At 58.2% G+C, this 16853-nt stretch carries 12 protein-coding genes and 1 pseudogene; 11 read left to right on the forward strand and 2 right to left on the reverse strand.

From position 1 onward, the window contains the following. The first annotated feature begins 89 nt into the window (after window positions 1-89). The 4 genes from A5782_RS16070 to A5782_RS16085 all read left to right on the forward strand — a co-directional run bounded on the left by A5782_RS16070 (window position 90) and on the right by A5782_RS16085 (window position 4504). Complete coding sequence (locus A5782_RS16070; RefSeq protein ID WP_197694248.1) at window positions 90-1319, forward strand: cytochrome P450; 1230 nt, start codon at window positions 90-92, stop codon at window positions 1317-1319. A gap of 2 nt (window positions 1320-1321) precedes the next feature. Beyond that, window positions 1322-1576, forward strand: a complete 255-nt coding sequence (locus tag A5782_RS16075; RefSeq protein ID WP_067102078.1) for an acyl carrier protein — start codon at window positions 1322-1324, stop codon at window positions 1574-1576. Next, window positions 1576-2412: an alpha/beta fold hydrolase gene (locus tag A5782_RS16080; RefSeq protein ID WP_067102081.1), complete on the forward strand. Its 837-nt coding sequence runs from the start codon at window positions 1576-1578 to the stop codon at window positions 2410-2412. The genes A5782_RS16075 and A5782_RS16080 overlap by 1 nt, the downstream gene beginning before the upstream one ends. 433 nt (window positions 2413-2845) lie before the next feature. Further along, window positions 2846-4504, forward strand: coding sequence for a fatty acyl-AMP ligase (locus tag A5782_RS16085; protein WP_067102087.1), 1659 nt, complete (start codon window positions 2846-2848; stop codon window positions 4502-4504). 253 nt (window positions 4505-4757) lie between these two features. Here the strand turns inward: A5782_RS16085 and A5782_RS16090 are convergent, their stop codons facing one another. Next, complete coding sequence (locus A5782_RS16090; RefSeq protein WP_067102171.1) at window positions 4758-6062, reverse strand: cytochrome P450; 1305 nt, start codon at window positions 6060-6062, stop codon at window positions 4758-4760. Between the two features lie 736 nt (window positions 6063-6798). On the opposite strand from A5782_RS16090, the pseudogene A5782_RS16095 reads away from it, so the two are divergent. Continuing rightward, window positions 6799-7464: pseudogene (locus A5782_RS16095) on the forward strand (TetR/AcrR family transcriptional regulator). 427 nt (window positions 7465-7891) lie between these two features. On the opposite strand, the gene A5782_RS16100 reads toward A5782_RS16095, so the two are convergent. Next, window positions 7892-10183, reverse strand: a complete 2292-nt coding sequence (locus A5782_RS16100) for an MMPL family transporter (protein WP_082942973.1) — start codon at window positions 10181-10183, stop codon at window positions 7892-7894. A gap of 307 nt (window positions 10184-10490) precedes the next feature. On the opposite strand from A5782_RS16100, the gene A5782_RS16105 reads away from it, so the two are divergent. The 6 genes from A5782_RS16105 (at window position 10491) to A5782_RS16120 (ending at window position 16789) form a co-directional block, all read left to right on the forward strand. After that, window positions 10491-11654 (forward strand): acyl-CoA dehydrogenase family protein, encoded by a 1164-nt coding sequence (locus A5782_RS16105; protein ID WP_067102090.1) that lies wholly within the window; start codon window positions 10491-10493, stop codon window positions 11652-11654. 503 nt (window positions 11655-12157) lie between these two features. After that, window positions 12158-12454: an acyl carrier protein gene (locus A5782_RS25605; RefSeq protein ID WP_156623982.1), complete on the forward strand. Its 297-nt coding sequence runs from the start codon at window positions 12158-12160 to the stop codon at window positions 12452-12454. A gap of 62 nt (window positions 12455-12516) precedes the next feature. Further along, a complete protein-coding gene (locus tag A5782_RS16110; RefSeq protein ID WP_231986700.1) occupies window positions 12517-13611 on the forward strand; it encodes a 3-oxoacyl-[acyl-carrier-protein] synthase III C-terminal domain-containing protein in 1095 nt (364 codons plus the stop codon). Further along, complete coding sequence (locus tag A5782_RS26225) at window positions 13604-14614, forward strand: hypothetical protein (RefSeq protein ID WP_156623983.1); 1011 nt, start codon at window positions 13604-13606, stop codon at window positions 14612-14614. Before A5782_RS16110 ends, A5782_RS26225 begins: the two co-directional genes overlap by 8 nt. After that, entirely contained in the window at window positions 14590-16317 is a 1728-nt protein-coding gene (locus A5782_RS16115) for an FAD-dependent monooxygenase (RefSeq protein WP_082942963.1), read from the forward strand. The genes A5782_RS26225 and A5782_RS16115 overlap by 25 nt, the downstream gene beginning before the upstream one ends. Beyond that, window positions 16310-16789 (forward strand): SCP2 sterol-binding domain-containing protein, encoded by a 480-nt coding sequence (locus A5782_RS16120; protein WP_197694249.1) that lies wholly within the window; start codon window positions 16310-16312, stop codon window positions 16787-16789. The genes A5782_RS16115 and A5782_RS16120 overlap by 8 nt, the downstream gene beginning before the upstream one ends. Window positions 16790-16853: the final 64 nt, after the last annotated feature.

The raw sequence follows: 16853 nt of genomic DNA on the forward strand, positions 1-16853 counted from the left end.
TCTGGAATGATGGACTATGCTCCCCACACCCGAGACTTATCAACGAACCTGCTTGCGGTCGAGGCATCCTTTCAGTCACGATGCCACCTGTGTCGGGTCGCGCATCGTTGCTGCTTCGGTTGGCGAACCGCGATATCGATTCGCTCACAATCAAACTGGGCGGTGAGAAAACCGTTCTGCTAAACTCGCCGCGCCTTGTGCGTCATGTCCTGACATCGAATGCGAAAAACTACACTAAGAACACCGTTGCCAACGAATACTTTCGACAGAATATTGCTGATGGCATCCTTACCGCTGAGGGCGCGCGGTGGGCAGAAGATCGGGCATTATTGTCGCCGATTTTTCGGAACACCGCGCCCCTTGACGGACAAATCCGGGCTTGTGTCGAGGCGACCTCGGCGAGGCTCGCGTCGTGCGCGACCTCGGGCGCTCCCGTCAACTTAACTGCCGCAATGAGTGAGCTAACGCTCGCGATCGCCACCCAGATCATGTTTCGCGCCCGGCACGAACCCTTCGTCGACTTGTGTCGTGAGATAGGCCAGCTGCTGGATGAGACGACGTCCGTGTTGCCGCAGAACCGCGACCGGGTCAAAAGCGCGCGTCGCTCAATGCTCGACACAGTCCAAAGTGCTATCGGAGAGTCATGCGACCCTCTAGGCCCAGTACTACAGGTGTTGCGTGACGACATTCGCCACCAGCATGCCGACGTGCTTAACAACCAATTACTTACCTTGCTGTTAGCCGGATTCGAGACGACTGCAAACTCATTAAGCTGGACGTGGATTCTGCTCTCCCAACATCGCATGCTTTACGCAAAGTTGCAGCAGTCCCTCGATCTTCAGGGCGAACAGTCTGCGTTGTTGCGTGCCGTCCTCGAGGAGTCCTTCCGTCTGTATCCGTCTGCCTGGGTGATTGGTCGTCGGGCGGTCAATGATGACCACGTGGACGGAGTGGACATCACTGCTGGCTCTGCCGTACTTATCAGCCCGTTTTTGATCCAGCGACATCCCCGCTGGTGGCCCAACCCAGACGAATTCCGGCCTGAGCGATTCCTGCCAGGCGGGCAGCGACCGACGAATCACTACGCCCACATCCCCTTTGGGGCAGGCCCCCGATACTGCTTGGGTGCTGCCTATGCCCTCCAAGAAGCTGTCATCATCATCGCTACCCTGGCCCAACGTTTCACGTTCTGGCCGATTCGAAGCCCGGATGACATCGAGCCTGAACTGAAATTTGTTCTACGCGCGCCCGATCCCTTTCCAGTCACCGTGCTACGTCGGCCGGCACCCATCAACGACAATGAAGGGAAACCCGGATAGAGATGGATGACACGTCAGCTTTCGTCCGCGACACGATCGCGAGCTACCTGAAAATTCCCGTCACACATGTCACGCCGGAGAAAAATCTCGACGAACTCGGTATGGATTCGTTGGGTGCACTTGAGATGATATTGACCTGCGAAGAGAAGTATGGCTTCTCGTTGAACTTAGATTCCGAAGAGGTCGAGATCATCACGGTCGCAGACGCAATCGGATATGTGTCCAAACGTGTCATGGCTGCAACCGACACGGCGTAATGGGCACCAGCACCCACAGGCTCGAGCATGAAGGGCTGACTATCCAGATCACGCCGCCAGCACCAGGCAGGCTGTCAGTGCTGCTGATTCATGGGCTCCTCGACGCGGGCTGGATGTGGGAGGCAGTCCTTGATGCATTAGCCCAGCACGGATACGGCACAATTAGCTTCGACAAGCCGCTGGCCGCCCACACCCATGCCGACAACCTCAATGCGCTCAGCCAAAGCCTAATATCGCTGTGCGACAAGCTACCCGACTCGGCTCCCGTGTTGTGTGGCAGCTCCCTAGGAGCGCTAACAGCGTTGCATCTAGCAGTCAGTTGCCCAAAGCGCTGGCCCGGTCTGGTCCTAGCGGGTCCTAGCGGCATAGCCGGATCCCTGCGCTCAATCGATCTGGGGACCCACATGCGTACACCCAGCGTCGGCCTCGCGACGTTCTTCCTTGATCGCATCTTTTATCGCAAAGAACTGCTCACCCCCGACAAACTCACTCGGTTCAACGAAAACTTGACCACCAGCGTGTTGATTCGCGCCCTGCGCTCGCTGCGAGCTACGCGCGATTACGACGTCCGATCACTGCTACCTCAAATCCAGCAGCCGACACTTGTTCTATGTGGTGAAGACGACGAAATCAGCCCAGCCGTCGCGTGGCGCGATGCCTGCGAAAACCTAGTCGATGGCGAGTTTGTTGGGATACCTGAATGCGGGCATGCGCCCCAATGTGAAGAGCCAGCCCTCTTTACGGGCATACTCCTGGAATGGCTCGCTCGTCAGACACCTAGCGGTCACAGTTCGAATCTTGGTACTCCCAAGCACATCTCCGCAGAGGTGAACTAGTGAGTGCCGTTAGAGTTCAGGCTCGCATCCCCGCAACAAGTTTGCTTCGAGGGGCTCAGTGCGCCCTGGCATGGGCGGACAAAGGCTGCTACCTCCTACGACAACTGCTCAAAGAGTGTAGCCTCCTACAAACTGCATCTGCCGTTGTGCACGCAGCGGCAGCGGCGGTCCACCCCACCGCTAGTTATCGCGCGCAGCCTTCGCGCGAGATCACTGCCGGAGCAACGGATACGGTGGGCGGCAAGCGCCCGCTCGTGCCAAATGCAAAGCCCCTTCCTGTCACGAAGGCGTGCACATCTCGGGACGCGGCACTACATCGTCTGCGCAGCTACCATTCGCCGCACTGGCGAAGGTTACGAATCGCTTCAAACTGACGCGAACCCAAGTCGGCCCACGCAGACGTGCACGAAACACGACGAATCGAAGGTTGCTCATGAGCGCATTGACTACAGAGATATTCGAGAACGCTGCCAGCTCCCCCAAAGGTCTCAACGTGGGAACGGTCGCGTCACCGGTTCGGCTATCTTGGCATGCGGTACACGAAGGCGCGCGGCAAATGGCTGGCGCGTTGGCGGCGCACGGAATCGGGCCCGGAACGTCCGTCGCGGTCCTGGCCGCCGATCCGGCGAACGTGGCGCCGATGACCCAAGCGCTCTGGATGCGCCGAGCGGCACTAACGATGCTTCAACAGCCGACACCGCGCATGGATTTGGAAGTCTGGCTACACGACACCATTCGCGCGATCCGCATGCTCAAAGCTGATCTGGTCGTCGTCGACGAGCCCTTCTTGACCGTCCGCAAGCACCTTGAACAGCAAGGGATTACCAGTTGCACCATGGCGTCGACTCGGATGAACAAGCCGATCGAACCACTAGAAGCGGCCGAAGACGATGTCGCGCTGCGGCAGCTGACCTCTGGATCGACCGGCACACCTAAGGCTGTCGAGATTACCCACGCAAATTTCGCCGCTGGCGGCGCGGCGATGCGGGACGCCGTTGCTTTTGATGTGGAACGCGACGTGACTTTGAGCTGGCTGCCGCTATCTCACGACATGGGTATGGTCGGAGGTCTCTGTCTTCCAATGCAAGTCGGTTGCGAAGCCGTCGCAGCCACGCCTGACCAATTCCTACGTCGACCACTCATGTGGGCCGAACTCATCTCCCGACACGATGTCACCCTCACCTACGGCCCAAATTTCGCGTACATGATCCTGGCCCGAGTACTCGAACGCACTGAACCGGACATTCTTGATTTATCGTCACTACGGCTGGCCATCAATGGCGGTGAACCTATTGACCCCCGCGACCTAGACCGCTTCGCGGCCGCCGGTGCCCGCCATGGTCTTCAGGAAAGCGCCCAAACACCGTGCTACGGACTGGCCGAGGTCGTGATGGGTGCAACATTCGGAGGCACGCACGCTCCGATCGTCGACATCGTATCCAGGGAAGCGATCACCTGCAGAAACCGCGCATCAGCGGCCAATGATGAGGAATCGCAAAGCGCCGCAACGCAACACATCGTCTGCGTCGGCCTTCCCCTCAAGGGAATGGATGTACGCATCACACGGAATGGAATCCCTCAACTGTCGAGGGAAATCGGATCCATTGAAGTACGCGGCCCGGCTGTCGCAAGTCGCTACCTCACCGACGAAGGCTTCGTCTCGCTCGCCAACGCAGCGGGTTGGTTTGATACAGGCGACTTGGGTTATCTGGATGAGGCAGGGCGCATGTTCATTTGCGGACGCGCCAAGGACCTCATCGTGCTCGCGGGGAAGAATGTGTATCCCGATGACATCGAGCGCGCGGCGGCGACGGTTAACGGCGTCCGAAAAGGGTGTGTCATCGCTGTACGGGTCGGTGGTGGCGACGAGCGAGAGGGTTTCGCCGTGCTTGCCGAAGCCCACGGAGTAGATGATCCTGACGTGCGGTCGCGCCTCGTGCAACAGATCACCACTCAAGTCAACCGTCACGTCGGATATGCGCCGCGCGACGTCTTGATATTGCCGGCCAATGCAGTCCCAAAAACCGCGTCGGGAAAGCTTTGCCGCAGCAGTGCCATCACGTTACTCAAAACGAAAGCAACTAACGCATAACAAGAACGGCCCGAGGGGCTGGCGGGCCTGATGCTCTTCGCCCCGTGATCGCGTCCAGGCGATCGACCTTGCAACTCGGCGCAATTGGATAACAACATTATGTAGCCACCTCGTCTGGTGCCACGGCCCCCTAGACGCGAATGCCATTAAAGATGTACAGGACCACTACCACACCGCTCCGACAAGCGGCCGCTCCTAGTCGTGCACTGAAGGGCGGCTGATGCAGTCTGGGCGTCGCGAACTATCCAGCGCGCTATCGGCACGGCCGGCCAAGGGCTACCGGCAGTGTCGACCAGCCGCGCAAAATCAGGGTATCTCGTCTGGTGCCCGCGCCCGCGGGCTGCGCATCGGGGAAGCGATCGAAAAACGTCTTCAATCCCACCTGGCTTTCGGCGCGGCCCAACGCTGCTCCCAGGCAAAAGTGACGACCACCCGACAGCGCGAGATGCCGATTGGCGTTCGAGCGTTCGATGTCAAAACGGTGTGGATCGGCAAATACCGCCGGATCGCGGTTAGCCGCAGCTAGATAGATGACCACCACCTCGCCACGCTTGATGGAAACGTTTGCCACCTCGGTATCTTTGCTTGCAACCCTGCCGGTCAACTGAACTGGGGACTCCAGGCGCATGATCTCCTCCACAGCGTTGGCCCACAGCTCCGGTCGTTGCCGCAGCGTACGAAGATGCTCGGGCCTGTCCAAGAGCAAGTGGATCCCGTTGCCGAGCAGATTCATCGTCGTCTCGAAACCAGCAGTTAGGACCAAACCCGCGATCGAAACGAGCTCGGTGTCACTCAAATATGTCGCCGCAGAACCAGTATCGGAAGATCTCACCAACTGACTCATCAGATCATCGCCGGGTGTGCGCCGTAACTGCCGAATGTGACTGATCAGCCAGGCATTCAAACCCGCAAGTCCACTTTGGGCGCGTCGATACTGCCGCCATGACAACCCGATGTCCAAACTCGGTGCAGCCAACTCCCCGAACTTCAGTATGAACCCCTGCTCACACTCGGGTACTCCCAAGATGTCACTGATGACCGTCACCGGAAGTTGCGAGCAATACTCCTCGATCAAATCCACGGCCCCTAATCGTCCGGCCAATTGGTCGAGGAGTACCAATGCCGTTCGCTGGACCCTATCCCGAAGCGCAGCAACTGCCGTCGGAGTGAATACCGATGACACTCTCTTGCGGTAGCGCGTATGTTCCGGCGGTTCAACAGCCAACAGCGATGGCGGCCGCACTGGATGTAGCATCTCGTCACGGGTAATACGCTCAAGCCAACGTATTGGTGTCGGTAAATTGGATCCCACCGGCAGCACCCGAAAATCCTCCGAGCGCAACAAGTTCTGAGCAACCGCATGATCCACAACGATGTAGCTCATCGGACAGCGCACCACTGGACCGCTCGCGCGTAGCTCATCGAAAAACGGGACGGGGTCGGCCTTAATGGCGGGATCGGCAATAAGCCGAGCCTGAGGATCGCCTCGTCGCACACCGAACCATGCGCCCCAGCGGTATAACCCATGCAATGCGAGCCAGTGCAGATTCTGCTTCACGACGGTCTCCACCAATCGAAGGAAACGCCAAGGGGTATGGACAGCTGCGATGTGATCTGAGGTAGACACGCATTGAGACGGGGACGGGAAGGCGTGGATGCGGTAACGACCTGCAGACCAGCCAGCAAAATGATCGCTACAGGTCGCATCGGCATCTGCAACCTCCGCGTCCTCGGGCAGACCACGGATAGCCGGCGGCGCCAAAACCAGTCGGTGCTAGGTGAATCCTCAAGCGCAACCGGTTCCCCGGGGGGCTGCTGCAAGTTTGAGAGAAACGAGGGCCCACCCGTCACCACCGATCTGCAAACGTCTCCGAGTGTTGCCATCCACGGGTCGCGATGGCACTCTCGCTGCCTAATGGCTTGTGGTACACCATGGAATCGATATCTCCAACTATCCGTCGCTTGAGCACAGCAGCAGTACATCGAAATTATGAGTTCATTTGAGGACGAACCACGCACCCGCGCAACAGAGTTCGTAGGCTCAACAATATTGGGCGCAGAGGGTAGCGCGAGACGCGACGCTTCTGAGATAAGACGCACCACCGGTCGTGTCGATCCATGAAACGATCCGAATCCTCTCGTACGAACAACGGCCGAAGTGGCGCACTCAATTGCCAGCAAGTGTTTCCCCGCTCAGTGCCGGAGTCGGTGGTCGGCGGGCGTAATTGATGTGGTGTATCACATACCCCTTTAAGAGACGCATACAGGAATGCCGGTCCACAAGGTACGAAGAAATCGTCGGCGACAGGTTAAGCTCTCCTAGCGTGACCACCTCAGCCCAGCGAGGGCGCCGCCGCGGCGTCCGCCCGACCGGCGACGATCGCGAACGGGCTATCCTAGCCACAGCTGAAAGGCTCTTCGCGCAACAATCCTTAACCGCGGTGTCAGTCGACGACCTCGCCAAGGGCGCGGGAATATCGCGCTCCGCTTTTTACTTCTACTTCCGATCGAAAGACGCTGTCTTGCTGACACTGTTGGACCAGCTGATGGGCGAGGTCGAGAGCGCTCTGAACCGGGTAACAAAACACCACATGACCGGGGATCGATACGTCGACTGGCGCACCTCGCTCGAAGTGTTTATTGCGACGTTCGGCTCGCCTCTGGGGGTAACGGTTGGCGACTGGACTCTGAAGTCCAGCAATCCCGAGGCACGGGCAATGTGGTCAACCTTCATGGAGAAATGGATCTCTTACACCGCATCGAGAATCGACACCGAGCGGACTCGGGGCATCGCGCCGGTGACGCTGCCGACGCACGAACAAGACACCAAGATAAACCTGATGAACGAGCAAATCTAGTTTGCAGCGTTCGCCGGCCAGCGTCCGTCGGTGCCCCGCGAGCGGGTACTCGACACTCTCACCCACATTTGGGTCACCAGCATCTACGGGCAAGCACCGTAACGTGCTTACACAGGAGCCATCTTGATGCACCGCCAACTGCGACCGCGGACAAAACGCGTCCGCGAACGAACTGGCCTGGCCTGCCGATGTTCAGATCTACTGTCAATACTGCGTACGAGAGCTTCGCACCTGATACGGCACGTACTAGTTACACCGGCCGGTGTATGGGAATTGGGCCCGCCGCTAGCCGATGATGCACGAGCATCCCGGACTACCGCCGCGCCGCCAGGATTCCAAAACTCAGCTACCGCGTGCAGCGCGTCATCGATACCGCAGGGACCACGTTGACGTGCAAGTGCCGACATCCATCAGTTGCACGACAATCTGTCTGACACCAGGCGGCACGAATTCGCAAACGATCAGTTGCCATGCTTCAACACTCGCCAGCGCGGCGCGGGCAGCCACGTCGCTGACGACCTCAGTGGCGTCAACGACTGCTCCTCCCGCTCTCGGCTGCGGTCGCCGTCACATCCATTGAGTTCACCGACGATTCGGTCATTCCGAAACGCTCGTGCAGCCTGATCAGCGACTTGGGAGCCCACCAATTGACCCGCCCCAATATCCGCATAAATGCCGGGACTAACACCATCCGCACAAGCGTCGCGTCGACCAGCACGGCAAGGGTCAGACCCATCCCGAACATCCGCATGACTGAAACCTGTGCAGCGATCAGAGCAGCAAACGGTATGCACATCACCAGCGCGGCAGCGGTGATTACTCGTCCGGTACGCGCCAAGCCGAGTGCCACACTTTCGTCATTGACGTTGCAGTCCTCGCGCTCATGGGACGCCCGGATTGCGATTCGATACTCCCGGATCCGCGACATCAGGAACACCTCGTAATCCATCGACAAACCAAAAGCGATGCAGAACAACAACACCGGCACGCTGACGATCAGCGTCCCCGTCGGAGTAGTTCCCAATGCGCCCAGGTGTCCGTCCTGGAAGATCCACACTAGGGCCCCGAACGTCGCCGTCAGCGAGAATACGTTGAGGACCAGTGCCTTCACCGGCAATACCACGCTGCCGGTTAGTAAGAACAACAACACGAACATGATGGTGGCGATCAAGCCCAAAACCAGCGGCAACCGTGCAGTGATGGCATGTACGCTATCGCGGTTGATCTGTGCCAGTCCCCCAATTTCGACGTTCCGGTCGGGAGGCGTGCCTAGATGCACAGCGTGCAGCCGGTCGAGTTGGATATCGGACGTGGGTGAAAACAGCGGCGCGGTGCTGGCGACGGTCAGGAATGCGCTGCCCTGGGCTAGTCCGGAAGGCGCGGCCGGCGGCCCGGCGCGCGTTCCCTCGACAAAAGTTCCACTCGGTGCGGTCACCGCAGATACCGACGGCACACGTGACAGGTCGGCGGCATAGCGCTCAAGGTCTGCTGGGCTAAGGCCACTAGCATCCGGGATAACAACAGATAGCGCCGTGGCAGGGTCATAGGCGAAGTCGCCGCGAAGCTGATCGCCGACCTGACGCGCCGACGATGTGTTCGGCAGCACCCTGTCGTCAGGAAATCCCCATTTCACCCCCAGAAACGGGACACCGAGCAGCACCAAAAAACTAACAACCGTCAAACCGATCGGCACCGCGTGGCGCATAACCAGCTTTGTCCAGCGATACCAACAGAGTTGTTCTACCTGCTTGGGAACCGGAAAAGGCCGCCTCAATATCCGACGTCCAAGTCGTCGTAAATCCAGGGCATCCAACCGCGGCCCAAGGAGGACGATCGCTGCCGGGGTAACCACAATCGCTGCGACCGCAACAAAACTCACAGTCGCTACACCCGCATAGGCAAACGACTTCAAAAAATACATCGGGAACAACACCATTACCGCCATCGCCAGTGCCACCGTTGTTGCAGAAAACAGCACCGTGCGTCCCGCGGTGACCATCGTGTGGATCAGCGCCTCGTCCGGGGCGGCGCCGTCGGCCAGTTCGTCGCGGTAGCGGCTAATAATCAACAGGGTGTAATCGATGGCCAAGGCCAGACCCAAAGCGCTGCAGAGATTCAGCCCAAATACCGAGACTTCATTGCTTAACGCCACCAGCCGTAACACGGACAAAGCACCTACAATCGCCATCAGTCCCACTGCCATCGGCAACATGGTGGCGATCACTCCACCAAACACCCAGGCCAACACCACGGAATTCAACGGAATCGCAAGGGATTCCATCAACACAAGATCACGCTCGTTCTGGGCGGTAACTTGGCCGTACACCACGGGAATGCCTCCGGCGCGAACGGTCACGCCGTCTCGATCGCGCACCAGCTGGTCCACAAGGGTCTTTGCGTACTGCTGGGCAGTGCTCTCGCCGCCCTTAAGGTCCGCCACCACCAACCCAGCCTTACCGTCCGTGCTCACCATCTTGGCGGCAACCTGCGGTGGTGATGTCCACGCCGAGGACACGTTGAAGACCCACGGGGACTGTCGTAGGCGATTGGCGAGGTCAGAGCCGACGCTGCGTGCCTTAGCGCTACCAGCGCCCTCAGGCGCCGAGACGGTGATGACAAGCTGCTCATCACTCTGACCGAATTTGTCGGCCAACAGTTGCGCGGCGCGACTCGATTCAGATGTCGGGTCTTGGAATCCCCCGGGGGACAGATTTTTCGCGGCAGGGATCCCAAAGACCGCTGCCCCAACGAAAACCAGCGCGGCAATCGCAATAACCCGCCGCGGCGCAGCGAGGATCATCAACGTCATTCGATGCAGCACGTCGTCACACCCTTTCACGGCGCACGTCTTCCTATGATCGGAGAGGCTATCGGTCGCGATGCCGCCTGCATACTAACGGCGTACAAATAGGCTGCTTACGCCAATTGATCCCTCGTGAGACGTGAAGACCAGCGACTAGACGCGCCTCTTCAGCGAACAACCCAGGCGCGCCAACACCACCTACCGCGATCACCCCAACCTCAGCTCAGTGCCCGCGCGCAGACAAACCAGCTAAAACGGCCACCCGACGATTGCCGAAGGGATCACGCTGCGGTACAACCGAAGTCCTACAAGACGGAATGAGTACATGTCGCAGTTGCTACCCGAATACTGCCCACCATGGGAGACGGCAGCCCATCGCGAGCTGCGCAAGTACGCAACGGAATTTTTTCATAAGCATCTGAAACCACACCAGGAACGATGGATGCGCCAACGGGTCGTGGACCGGTCATTCTGGACCACCGTCGGGGAGGCCGGATTGCTTGGCCTTGAACTACCCGAGGAACACGGCGGTGTCGGCGGCGATTTCGGCATGCAAGCGGTGGTACAGGAAGAGTTAATCTACGCGCACGACAGTTCATTCGGCTTCCTAGTTCATTCCCCCATTGCGGCGCACTACATCTCGTCCTACGCCAGCGAACAAAACAAGAAGAAATGGCTGCCCGACATCATCAGCGGAAAGAAGGTCCTTGCAATTGCCATGACAGAGCCCGAGACTGGCTCTGACCTTCAGGCAATCCGGACCACGGCCATCCGCTACGGCGACCACTACGTCGTGGACGGCTCCAAGACCTTCATCTCAAACGGTACGCACTGCGATCTGTTGCTGATCGTCGCCAAAACTGGCTCGAACGGCAGTGAATCGGGGATCTCACTCCTCGTCGCCGAGGTGAGCGACAGTACGCCAGGGTTCAGGCGCGGACGCCTGCTCGAAAAGATGGGGCAACCCGGCCAAGACACTCGAGAATTATTTTTTGCCGGCATGCAGGTTCCCGCAGATAACCTGCTCGGCGATCGAGAGGGCGCAGGCTTCTACCAGCTAGCACTGCAGCTCCCCCGCGAACGTTTAATCATCGCCTCACTATGCTCTGCCTTGGCTGAAGCCGCTACACTTGAAGCATTGAGATACTCACGGCAGCGGAAGGCGTTCGGCCGCAACCTGTTTGATTTCCAGAACACCCAGTTCGTGCTAGCCGAGTGCAAAACAGAGGCGTTTGCCATCAAGTCGATGGTTGACTACGCGATCCAGCAATACATCGACGGCAGCCATGACATCGCCAGCGCTTCGATGGCAAAGCTCTTCGCCGCCGAGACGTGCGACAAAATCGTGGACAAGTGCCTTCAGATATTCGGCGGCTATGGATATATGGCCGAATATCCAATCTGCCAGATGTATACCGGCTCTCGCGTGAACCGCATCTACGGCGGTACCAGTGAAATCATGAAAGCCATCATTAGCCATACGATGTGACCCGAGTATTCCAACGAGGATCTACGGGGCCGGTGTACGCCGGCGTCGCCGCGTATCCACCGTCGCAATGCCCACCCAGCGCACATCGGTGTGCGGCACAGATCAACGATAAGCATGTAGTCGCAGCACCCGCCGACGGCACCAAGCGATCATCTCCTTCGCCGCACCGCCGAAGCGAGCCATGCACGTGCTCGCAAATGTAACTGGCAGCCACCCCCTTAGGTCACCATAAAGACCATTGCACACATTGACAAAGCGGATTTGGGCGAACCACCCCGTTGGTACAGACGGGTAAAAAGGCAACGGACAGCCGACGCACCATGTTCACTGACGCGTTGATGCACGTGTTTAGCGCGGCGCTTGCCTCCCATTCTGCACGGAAGCTATGGTAACGACTTCGGAACCGGCGGCAAAAGTTCCAAAGCGAATGAGATCCATATCCATAACACGCCGAGCGGCGAGCCCGCCGCCCAAGAAGCATCCTAAATACTTCGGGGGGATTCGTGACATCGCACAATGCGCCCATTGATACCGCAATATACAACGATATCGCCGAATACATGCGTAATCACCACCAATTTAATAGTGAAGAAATATCGCGAGACACAAGGCTTGAAGAGATGCGATTGGAATCACTCGACCTCCTTGGTATTGCACAAATCATGCAACGGAAATACTCCTTATCACTCAACGATGACCGTATATCTCAGATCCGCACAGTCGGTGAATTCGTTGACCTGGTCAAACTACGCAACGCCGAAGTCGCAGATGCTGCCGATACATCTACGAGCACCGAATAACGAGAGGGACACCAGTGCCTGCGTATATCACCGCAACCGGAAGCTTTCTGCCCGGAGAGCCAGTGCCAAACGAAGAAATCGACGAATACATCGGCGCAGGCACCTGGACGACCGCCGAGGTAAAAGAACGCATACTTGCCAACTGCGGTATCAAAACTCGGCACTACGCCCTGAACAAATCTCAAGAAACGCTTTATTCTAATCGAGCCATGGCGGCGGCAGCCGTCAGAGATACAGTCGCGAATGCCGCTATCGAACCAGCCCACATCGACCTGCTGGCGTGCGCGACCACATTGCCAGATCTACTCGGCCCTGGACATGCCAGCATGGTCCACGGTGAACTCAACTATCCGCCCTGCGAGATCGTGACGACGCACGGCATATGCAGCTCCGGAATGATGGCATTAAAAAATGCGTATCTGCAAGTTGAGATCGGCGAAAAATCCAACGCCATCGCTGTCGCAAGCGAATTCTCATCCCGCGGCTTTAAACACACACGTTACGCGGAAATGCGGAGCACCGACGAGCATGGCTCACTACCCGTCGAGACGGTGTTTCTCCGCTACATGCTGTCAGACGGCGCCGGGGCCGTGCTCGTTCAAAACCGCGCGAAAACGTCCGGGGTAAGCCTTCGAATAGATTGGGTCTCATTAACATCTTTTGCCAATACCGGTGACGCCTGTATGTACTTCGGCAGCAACACCAACTCCTGCGAAAAAACCTGGATGGATTACCCGACCGCCGGTGCCGCTGCAGCGGACGGCGCACTATTCGCACGGCAACGGCTCGCATTGTTACCGCAGGTCATCAGTATAGTTATCGACGAATATCAGCGCCTCGTTACCGCCGGAAAGTTCGACCCCCACACACTCACCTGGATGCCAGCGCATTACTCGAGCGAACGAATGAAATCATTCGCGCTGGGCGAATTCTCCCGTCGCAAGATCCCGAGCCCAAAGCCAGAAGCCTGGTACAGCAATCTCACCCGCGTCGGAAACGTCGGTAGCGCAAGTATATTTATCATCCTCGACGAAATGATGACCCAAGAGCTAATACATCCCGGCGACACACTGCTGTGCATGGTACCGGAATCCGGGAGATTCGCCGTCTCGTATATGCACCTGACCGCGGTAGGGCCAGCGATATCTCATGACTGAATCGACGCTGTACTCGAACCGCGCAAATAGCGCGAACAGCGCTGAACCCAAACGAGTATGCGTGTTTTGGTATTCTCAGACGGGTCAGCTCAAACAGGCAGCGGACGCCTTCGTTGCTCCATTGCAGGAAGCCGGATGGTCCATCCGGTGGATCAAAATAGAGCCTACAATCCAGTTCCCTTTTCCGTGGCCGATACATCGCTTCTTCAGCATCTTCCCTCAGTGCGTTGACCGAGCGACGAACACAGGCATTGAGACGATACCTGCATCTCAACTACCCGCTCATGATGAAATCATCTTATTCGCATTTCAGGTGTGGTATTTGTCCCCGTCCCTCCCGATGCGGGCGGTCCTGCTTTCAGTGCCCGAAGCATTCCGTGGCCGACGTGTGATCGGTCTGACCGCTTGTAGGTCCATGTGGTGGTCAGCCGCAATAGAGGTTCGCCGCCTTCTCAAAGATGCTGGTTCTCGCTATCTCGGCACCATCGCGGTGACAGACACCACCACGCCATTTCATTCCCTGGTGACAACACTCAAGTGGCTGTTTACTGGCAGCCGAGAGAAGTTTTGGCGGTTTGGCCGCGCCGGCGTAGGCCCAGAAGAGTACGCCCGGTTAGGCAGGCTTGGTCAAGCGTTAGTTAACTCCGTGGTAGACAACTCCGCGCCCCTAGACTGGGTCGTCCGGGAGACGCTGGAACAACATGCCGCTGCGCCGCTCGATGCATCTTTAGCCGCAGCCGATCTACTTATCAGTCAAGCATTTCAGCTCTGGGGCAGAGTAATCCGCTCCTCCGACCGGCGCGGCGTTGCCGCCCGGAGTCTAGCAATGATCAGCTTTATCGCATTTCTGGCTGCGACAATAAGTATTGGAATCCCGTCGCTAGCGTTGGCGAGAGCGATAGGTGGGACCCGTTTTAATAACTGGATTGAGCATCGCATCGACAATCCATTCGGTGACACGGTCGCGAAAGGAGCAACGTGGAAGCCGAAGTTGCCATTGTAGGTGGAGGTCCATCTGGCTTAATAACCGCCCTCTGTCTCGCTCGGTTAGGGGTACGGACGGTCCTGATCGAAAAAAGGACACGATCCACGCTGCACCCACAGGCCACCATCGTGAACGTCCGAACTACCGAGATCCTGCGCACCCTGGGTGTCCTAGAAGCCGTGGAAGCCGAAGGAACGCCGGCAGAGACGTCAGCTCGTATCAGTTTCGTCTCGTCCCTAGCCGGACAAGAGATCGGTACCTTGGAAATAGTTGAGTCAGACGAGAAACTCATGCGATTGGCAGCGCTCAGCCCAACCCTGCCGACCATCTGCCCGCAAAACAAACTGCAAGATGTACTTTTTGCCGCCGTGTACGCTACACCGGTCGCAGTGCTGCGAGGCAGCGAGGCCGACCACCTCACTTATGACGGTCAGCGCGTAGCGATTTCCGTCCTTCATCCCGACGGATTACATACACAAGTTCACGCGGACTATGTCATCCTCGCCGAGGGGCTTCATGGCGCGCTGCGGGCACAGGCAGGGATCGAGCCTACCGAAAGCCAAACGCTCGGGCGGCTTTTGGACATCCACTTCATCGCGGACCTGTCTTCGCTGATCAACGGCAGGGAAAGCGCTCTTTACTGGGTAATCAACGAACAACTGCGCGGCGCGATTGTGACGGTGGCACCGCACGAAGACGACTGGCTTCTCGAAATTCCTGTCACGCAAGACAATCGACTCCTGCACGACTCGCCGAACGAGACCGTCGACTACCACGCCCTAATCACTGCAGCGGTCGGTGAAGCTGTCGAATCGAAAATACTCTCGGTACGAAACTGGCGGATGGGTTGCACTTCCGTCAACCAGTGGCGAGATGTTGGCGGTCGCGTCTTTGTCGTCGGCGATGCCGCCCATACTTTTCCACCGACTGGTGGATTCGGCATGAACACCGGCATTCAGGACGCACACAATCTCGCCTGGAAGTTAGCCGCAGTGATCCACGGATGGGCCAGACCCGCCCTACTTGACTCCTACGAACAAGAACGCCGCCCCGTCGCGGATTTCAACGCCATGCAAAGCACTGTGAACGCGCGCAGGATGCTCGACTTTCTCCAGCGCGAAACAGCGCCGTTTATCGAGGATTTGGTCAGCCCTGGGCCTGCCGCCGAGCGCGCACGCGAGCACCTTGCGCCAGCAATAGAGTCACAGCGGCCCCACTTCGACTTCTATGGCCAGGCACTGGGTTTCAGGTATCAATCATTCTCTCAAGTGCCTTCTGAGGTGATGGAAGATATTGTCCACTATGTACCGGTAGCCGAGCCCGGCGCCCGGGCTCCACATTTCTGGCTTGAATCTGCTGACGGCACACTGGCAATCCAGGATCTCTGCACTTGCCAGTTCGCACTGCTAACAGCCGCTGACGACGGCGCGATATGGCGGGAGACCGTGTCCCGGGTTCGCGCCGCTAATTCCGTACCGATCGAGTGCTTCTCGGTGACGGTCGACCCGGACGGGCCAACAACGCAAGGCCACCTCACCGATCCGGAGGGCGCGATGTTGCGCCAATATCAGCTAGCCGGCTCCTGTGCTGTGCTCATACGGCCTGACGCGCACATAAGCGCTCGCCTTCCGGGAATTGCGCCTGAGAGCGAACTTACCGAGGCCCTAGACGACATCCTGAGCTACGCAAACACGATACGGAGGTATGCAACGCATGAGTGATCCGGCCACCAATACCCAAAGCGCACTTACCCCAGCCCAAATCGAAGCAATGATGTCAAACGATCCGCCTCAGGTAAGGAGGGTCATTGCAGAGGTGAGTCGACCGCAACTTGCTGCGTTCTTGCGCACAGATCAAGGCCAGTCCGCACTGGAGCAGGCTCTAATCGGCATGCCCGACGTCTATATCCCTGGCAAGGTCGATACGGAAATGAGCATCCGATGGAGCATCCAGCGTAAACCTGCTGACGTCATAGCGATGGATGTGATCGTCGCGCCGCAGCGATGCGAAGTTCAACCGGTGAGCGATGCGAGAATCCCAACAGTCACGGTCACTTTGGATGCAACAAGTTTCGTCGAGCTTGCCTCCGGTGCAAAGCGGGGCAAGGACCTCCTTCTGCACGGGGTTTTACGGCTCAAGGGCAGCGTCCGACTCGCACTGAAAATGGAAAAGCTCTTCGCCCTAGGCGACTAACCGGCCAGCGACTCTGTTACAAATCGCAGCGTCGCCGCCAAACGGCTCGTGCGCATCGCCGGCC

Origin of the sequence: Mycobacterium sp. 852002-40037_SCH5390672, assembly GCF_001665875.1 — a bacterium.
GTDB lineage: Bacteria > Actinomycetota > Actinomycetes > Mycobacteriales > Mycobacteriaceae > Mycobacterium.

Bases quoted from the DNA above. Each gene is read 5' to 3' on its own strand.
- A5782_RS16080 (WP_067102081.1), top strand. From the start codon at position 1,576: ATGGGCACCAGCACCCACAGGCTCGAGCATGAAGGGCTGACTATCCAG.
- A5782_RS16085 (WP_067102087.1), top strand. From the start codon at position 2,846: ATGAGCGCATTGACTACAGAGATATTCGAGAACGCTGCCAGCTCCCCC.
- A5782_RS16075 (WP_067102078.1), top strand. From the start codon at position 1,322: ATGGATGACACGTCAGCTTTCGTCCGCGACACGATCGCGAGCTACCTG.
- A5782_RS26225 (WP_156623983.1), top strand. From the start codon at position 13,604: ATGACTGAATCGACGCTGTACTCGAACCGCGCAAATAGCGCGAACAGC.
- A5782_RS16105 (WP_067102090.1), top strand. From the start codon at position 10,491: ATGTCGCAGTTGCTACCCGAATACTGCCCACCATGGGAGACGGCAGCC.
- A5782_RS16120 (WP_197694249.1), top strand. From the start codon at position 16,310: ATGAGTGATCCGGCCACCAATACCCAAAGCGCACTTACCCCAGCCCAA.